A 6,888-nucleotide genomic window follows, 5' to 3' on the forward strand; every position below is an offset into this window, starting at 1 on the left:
CTACTCCCCTAGTTCTCCCCGATTTTTACCTAATCTAAAAATATCAACCCAAAAGTTGAAATCAAAACTTTTGACGGTATCAAACCTTTCAATATTTTATGAATGAAGAGATAAAGTTATTTCGTATATTTTGTTCATGTTCGGTGATGTTGGCAGCATAATTGCCTTCGACGGGCATAATTCTTTAAAGAATACGACAACGTAGATGCAATCAGTATTTGAGGAAATAATATCTATGCTTAAAACCCATCTTATCCACACTGAAGCTGATTATCGTGCTGCACTTGATGAAATCGAAAGATTGTTTGATGCAGAACTTAATACACCAGAATTTGACCGCTTGGAAGTTTTAACTACGCTTGTGAAAGCATACGAGCAAAGGCATTACCCAACCGAAGCACGAGATCCTATTGAAGCAATCTTATATTATCTTGAATCCCGTGAGTTCTCTTTAGATGACATAGAGCCAATGAAACAAGCGATGTTTTACTAAAAATCTCTGGAACTTGAGCATCAGAACTCGGAATTTGAGTATCGGAACACGGAACTTCAGCTTCAGAACATGAAGCTTGAACTTCAGAACATGAAACTTGAGCATCGGAACACGAAACTTCAGCTTCAGAACACGAAACTTGAGCGTCGCAACTCCGAACTTGAGGTTTAAAAATGAACTCCACCAGTTCTGAGTCGAAAAGGTGGAGTTCAAAAGTTGGAGAGTTGATAAATTATCCTCACAAATGACAAGTGACAACCAACTAAATACGCGACTTGACAAATTTCTCTAATCTATCCATTCCCTTTTCAATCGTCGCCATATCTGTGGCGTAGGAAAGGCGAATGTTGTCATCAGCGCCAAAAGCAATTCCGGGAATGACAGCAACTTGATGTTCTTCCAACAAAGCGTCACAAAATTTTAAGGATTTTAGACCAGTTTTGCTGATATCAGGGAACAGATAAAAAGCGCCATCTGGTGAGGCGGTACTCAAACCGGGAATGGCGTTAAGTCTGTCTAGCATTACCTGTCGGCGTTTAGCGAAGGCTTGGCGCATTTTTTCGACACAATCTTGAGAACTTTGTAGCGCTGCGATCGCACCATATTGGGCAAAGGTACACACGTTAGATGTACTATGTCCTTGAATGGTACTCGCTGCTTTAATAATTTCCACTGGCCCTGCTAAATAACCAAGTCTCCAACCAGTCATGGAATAAGCCTTCGCAAACCCATTACTAATCAAAGTCCGGTCAAAAATTTCCTTCCCAAGAGAACCGATGCTGATATGTTCTGCACCGTCGTAGAGAATCTTTTCGTAAATCTCATCGGAGACGACAAAGATATCTGCATCAACTACTACCTGCGCCAGTGCTTTGATTTCGTCTGGCGTGTAAACCATCCCCGTAGGATTAGATGGAGAGTTGAGGATAAATAACTTCGTCTTCGGCGTGATGGCTTTACGGAGTTGTTCGGGAGTAATTTTATAACCCGTCGTGGCATCTGTAGGCACAATCACCGGGACTCCACCGACCAAAGTCACCATTTCGGGATAACTTAACCAGTAGGGTGCAGGGATAATTACCTCATCACCTGGATCGATTAGCGCCACGATTAAGTTGTACAGAGAATGCTTACCGCCATTGGTGACAATCACATTCTCCGACTTGTAATCAAGACCGTTATCAATTTTAAGCTTGTGGGCGATCGCTTCCCTTAACTTTGGTTCTCCGGCTGCTGCACCATACTTGGTTTTGCCTTCTTCCAAAGCTTTGACTGCTGCGGCTTTAATATGCGCCGGGGTATCAAAATCTGGTTCTCCAGCGCTAAAACTACAAACATCTATTCCTTCCGCCTTCAGTGCCTTAGCCTTGGCTGCGATCGCTAAGGTTAATGAAGGTGTTACCTGACTTACTCTTGCTGCCAGCTTCATTCTTACTATTTTTTGGCAAATCTTTCACTTATCTAAGGATATCCCAGAATCCCTACCAAGATTTGCCTTTTTTGAATTCGTTGGGGATGGTAGATTGGGAAGAATTCTCGATCCTTGACTCTTAACAATGTATTGCATATAACTTGAATTTTAGTGGAAACTAACTGTTTTTATGCAATTCAAGAAACTTTTCATCGCATCTTCTCTGTTAATTACTAGTCTTTTTATACCTAATGCTGCCATTGCTCAAAATCGCGGGACTCCGGGTAAATTTGATTTTTATGTACTGACACTCTCTTGGTCGCCGGATTATTGTGCGACAAATGGCACTCGCGATCCACAGCAGTGCAGTTCTGGGAAGAAATTTGGTTTTGTATTACATGGTTTGTGGCCACAATACCAAAGGGGTTATCCAGCTAACTGTTCCACGCAAAAATTACCATCGGAAGTAAAGCGGCAGTTTCCCAATTTGTATCCTAGTAATAAACTTTACGATCATGAATGGGAAAAACATGGTACTTGTTCGGGGAAAACTCCTGCGGAATATTTGGGATTGAGTAAAAAGTTAAAAGATGCGATCGCTATTCCCGCAGCTTATAATCGTCCTGCGAAACCATTGCGTACCACAATTACAAATTTTAAAAATTCCTTTGTGAGTGCGAATAATCAAATTACTGCTGATGGTATAGCACCTTTTTGTTCTGGTTCGGGAAGATTTTTGCAAGAAGTCTTCTTTTGTTATTCCAAAACCGGCGAACCTGGTATTTGTAGCGCCGAGATTTTGAAGCGATCGCAAAAAAGTTGTGGTCAACCAGATTTCTTATTGAGAAATGTTAGATGAAATGGGCATGGGGCATGGGCCATTGGGCACAAGAAGCAGAAGGGAAAAACTTATTGTAACTTCTCCTCTGCTCCCCTGCTCCTCTGCTCCCCTGCCTCTTCCCCCACTCCCTAAGCTATTGTCACATCTGGCGATAAGTAAACATCTTGAATAGTGTGAAATAACTTCACGCCTTCCTCAAAAGGACGTTGGAAGGTCTTTCGCCCAGAAATTAATCCTGAACCACCAGCGCGTTTGTTGATTACGGCGGTGCGAATTGCTTCAGCGAAGTCATTTTTACCAGTCGCGCCACCAGAATTAATCAGCCCTACACGCCCAGAGTAACAATTCAGTACTTGGTAACGAGTTAAATCAATTGGGTGATCGGTTGTCAATTCTGTATAAATGCGCTCGTCGGTTTTGCCATAACTCTTACCAGTGGCTTTGGCAACTGCGCCGTAACCGTTATTATTTTCGGGTAACTTTTGTTTGATAATATCAGCTTCAATCGTCACGCCCAAATGATTCGCCTGTCCGGTGAGGTCAGCCGCAAGGTGGTAATCTTTATCTTGTTTAAAAGCGTTGTTCCGCAGATAGCACCAGAGAATTGTTGCCAAACCTAATTCATGGGCGCGTTTAAAAGCTTTGCTAATTTCTTGGATTTGTCTGGTAGAATTCTCGGAACCAAAATAAATTGTCGCACCTACCGCCGCCGCACCTAAATTCCAAGCTTGTTCCACATCAGCAAACAATACTTGGTCAAATTGATTGGGGAAAGTCAGCAATTCGTTGTGATTGATTTTGGCAATAAAGGGAATTTTGTGGGCATACTTGCGCGAAACTATACCTAACGTCCCCAAAGTGGTAGCAACAGCATTGCAACCTGCGGCGATCGCTAGCTTGATAATATTTTCTGGATCGAAGTAAATCGGATTGGGCGCAAAAGACGCACCTGCTGAGTGTTCAATCCCTTGGTCTACCGGTAAAATCGAGAGATAACCTGTGTTTGCCAGACGACCAGTAGAGTAAAGTAAATGGATATTACGCAATACTTGAGGATTGCGATCGCTGTTAAGCCAGATTCGATCTACAAAGTCTGGCCCCGGTAAATGTATTAAATCTTGAGAAACCTTTGCTTTGTAGGTAAGCAGGTCTTCAGCCTCTTTACCTAGCAATGACTCAATAGAATTAGGCTCTCTGAGCGTTGTAGTCATAGCGTTTTCCTGAAAAATTGAGCAAATGACCTTTGCCTTTAAGATAGCATTTTTAATACTCCTAACCTGCTTAGGCTTGTATTAACTAGATATATATTCCTTTTGATATAAAAGCCTTAAATTATTCTTTAAAAATCGCTAAAATCAATGATTCTCTGAGATATAACCATTATTTTAGCCAAGATGCACAAAGAAAGAATCATGCTTCTGAGGATTTTGGTGGATTGCAGACTGATAATTTGATATATTTCAATTCTGATACTCATCATTTGACAACAAAAATGTCGATAAGTAATCTTCGCAGATTACCATTGTGGCAATAATCGTTAAAAGAACAAATACAATTCTATGAGTAAATTTCAAATCGATCTCGACTTCAGCAAAATAGATTTCGCTTCCCTTGAGACAGAAGAAGATTTTCAAAGAGAGGCAAAAACATTACTACCCAAAGCACTGGTGAAACTAGGTGAAAGTGTAGGTGAGAAGACTTGGGAAGAATTACAGCAAAAGCTGCAAGCATCGGGAAGTAAGCTCAAATCTTCTCCTAGTGAGAAACGTAGGTTTATGCAAGAAACAGGCAGAACTTATCAACGAAATGCCAGTAATAGAGAAAAACAAGAACTAGAAGAATATATAGTAGAGCAATTACGCCAGCACAAATAGTAAAAATCAACCTAAGCTTGATGTACTCGTATTCCAACTTCTATTTTTAGCAGTAGTTTTAGTAGGGTGTGTTAGCCCTTGGCGTAACGCACCACTTTACTAACTTGTAGGATTCAAAATCATTGTAGCCCTTACGTCTTTAATACTCGTGAACGAGCCTTTGAACTCCGTTAACGAGTCTTTTATACTCGTGAATGAGCCTTTGAACTCCGTGAACGAGTCTTTGAACTCCGTGAACGAGTCTTTGAACTCCGTTAACGAGTCTTTGAACTCCGTGAACGAGTCTTTAATACTCGTGAACGAGCCTTTGAACTCCGTTAACGAGTCTTTAATACTCGTGAACGAGCCTTTGAACTCCGTTAACGAGTCTTTAATACTCGTGAATGAGCTTTTGAACTCCGTCAGCGAGTTTTTGATAAGTAGTCGGACAAAAATAATTACAGTCATTGCGAGCAGAGCGAAGCAATCCCAGCCCTTGCGATTGCTTCGCTCCGCTCGCAATGACATATTTACTAAACATGATTCAAATAAACCAGCGGCGAATCAACTCCACCTGGAAGCCATAGCCGTCGTTAACTTCCTCAATTAACTCCCGTTGCAACAGCAAGTTGAAAGTAATATCAGCATGAGGGAACTGTTGCAATAGAGTTTGGCGGCTAACTATAGCCCCTTCCCCTTGAGCAGCGATAAAACGTAGAATAGCTTGCCCAGTAGCGTCTACTTGATTGTTTTGAATATCAGCGAAGAAAAAGCCACCACTTTGCAAAGCTTCTGGTATCGCTGCTTCCACATCTACTAAAGTTGCCAATCGCCGGATAGAGGGGTCTTGTTCGTTCTTAAGGACAATAATTTCCGCGCAGAGGAGTTGTACTAAGAACGGGTGACAACGGGTGAGTTGTAGCACTCGCTCAACGGCGTTGGGTTCATAGCGGAGGGTAAAATCTTTGACGGGACGTTCAATTAATTGTCGTGCTTCCGCTTCTTTGAGGTAGGAGATATGCACAACTTGGACATTAATTAGATAACTAGCCCAGCGCTGATATTCTTCGATAGTATGAGAGCCAGCCAGCAACACCTTAAAGCGGGGACGATGTTGGATAAGGTTACGCAGCATTCCCAAAACATCCTGTTCATCAAAGCGACCTTTGGCTATGGCGTTGTCTAGCACCTCGAATTCATCTAGCGCTAGTAAAGCGGTATTTTGTTCTAGAGCCTGTTCTACTTTATCTAGCCATTCATAGAAATAGGTGAAAGGGTCAGATTGTAGCACTTCGCGGGCTAGGGACGGTAGAGTTAAACCTTGCTTTTTCGCTGACTTCTCCATCTCTCTAGCCAGGTTGTAGAGAAAACCTGCATGGTCACTAGCTGATGAAGGTGCGCCTTGCAAGTCTACAAATATGGGGATGATGGTATTAGGTAGTAACTTTCCGATGTTGTTGAGGAGGGAAGTTTTACCCATGCGTCGCTGACCGTATAGTAGCAGAGGTGGACGACGGCGATCACTCAGTAGTTGCTCAATGCGTAAGCCGATATCATCGCGCCCCGTGAAAATTTCTTGCTCTCGTGTGAGGGGTACACCAATAAAATAAGGGTTGTCAATTTCTTTATTTTGTTCAACTTTGATAGCTAGTTCTTCTATATATTTGTTGATTATATCCAGCCATCTTTTAGCAAAAGGTAGAAAGTAAGAAGCATATTTATTACTAGTACGATTAAAGTTTACTAACTGTCCATTTAACTTTTCTGTTACAGCTTTAAGAGCTAAACGCTGGTTGTAATTACTTCTTTGTTCTAATGCTGCGTTTACATCCTGACTGATGCCAGTAAAGATGCGTAGGACAGAATCAATTGAGTTCCCTAATTCCTCAATTTCTATGGTGCGATGAACTTGCCGTATAGCTTCTACATCACCACAGTTTCTTAAGCTCAGTCCATCTTTGCAAATTTGAACAGCCCAATTTTGCAGACTTTCATTGAGATAATTGATGGCAGCTTCACCCTCGCTTGGGTTATGCTCTATGACTAAAAGTAAGTATTCATCTAAGCCATATAAAGGTATACGCTGAAATTGATCCCAAAAGGCTGAATGATAGCGTAATGAACTTGAATACTCATCTATACTTTTATCAATTTGTTGAGAAGGTAAAGGTAATGATGAACCTCTGAACTTCGTCGATGAACCTTTGAGCTTCGTTGATGAACCTTTGAGCTTCGTTGATGAACCTTTGAGCTTCGTTGATGAACCTTTGAGCTTCGTTGATGAACCTTT

6 protein-coding genes are annotated in these 6,888 nt (G+C 41.6%); 3 read left to right on the forward strand and 3 right to left on the reverse strand.

Annotation, left to right across the window (positions count from 1 at the left end):
* The first annotated feature begins 235 nt into the window (after window positions 1-235).
* Complete coding sequence (locus tag V7K44_RS18650) at window positions 236-493, forward strand: helix-turn-helix domain-containing protein (RefSeq protein ID WP_094352530.1); 258 nt, start codon at window positions 236-238, stop codon at window positions 491-493.
* A 262-nt stretch (window positions 494-755) separates the two neighbouring features.
* On the opposite strand, the gene V7K44_RS18655 is transcribed toward V7K44_RS18650, so the two are convergent.
* Window positions 756-1,922 (reverse strand): pyridoxal phosphate-dependent aminotransferase, encoded by a 1,167-nt coding sequence (locus tag V7K44_RS18655; RefSeq protein ID WP_334933407.1) that lies wholly within the window; start codon window positions 1,920-1,922, stop codon window positions 756-758.
* 172 nt (window positions 1,923-2,094) lie between these two features.
* Between V7K44_RS18655 and V7K44_RS18660 the strand changes: the two genes are divergently transcribed.
* Window positions 2,095-2,763, forward strand: coding sequence for a ribonuclease T2 family protein (locus tag V7K44_RS18660; protein WP_334933408.1), 669 nt, complete (start codon window positions 2,095-2,097; stop codon window positions 2,761-2,763).
* 110 nt (window positions 2,764-2,873) lie between these two features.
* On the opposite strand, the gene V7K44_RS18665 is transcribed toward V7K44_RS18660, so the two are convergent.
* A complete protein-coding gene (locus V7K44_RS18665) occupies window positions 2,874-3,956 on the reverse strand; it encodes a class I fructose-bisphosphate aldolase (protein WP_334933409.1) in 1,083 nt (360 codons plus the stop codon).
* A 348-nt stretch (window positions 3,957-4,304) separates the two neighbouring features.
* On the opposite strand from V7K44_RS18665, the gene V7K44_RS18670 reads away from it, so the two are divergent.
* Window positions 4,305-4,619, forward strand: a complete 315-nt coding sequence (locus tag V7K44_RS18670; RefSeq protein WP_322640739.1) for a hypothetical protein — start codon at window positions 4,305-4,307, stop codon at window positions 4,617-4,619.
* 523 nt (window positions 4,620-5,142) lie between these two features.
* Here the strand turns inward: V7K44_RS18670 and V7K44_RS18675 are convergent.
* The coding region (locus V7K44_RS18675) for an nSTAND1 domain-containing NTPase (protein WP_334933410.1) at window positions 5,143-6,888 on the reverse strand (1,746 nt) is incomplete at its 5' end.

The organism is Nostoc sp. (genome assembly GCF_036917235.1).
Lineage (GTDB): Bacteria > Cyanobacteriota > Cyanobacteriia > Cyanobacteriales > Nostocaceae > Nostoc.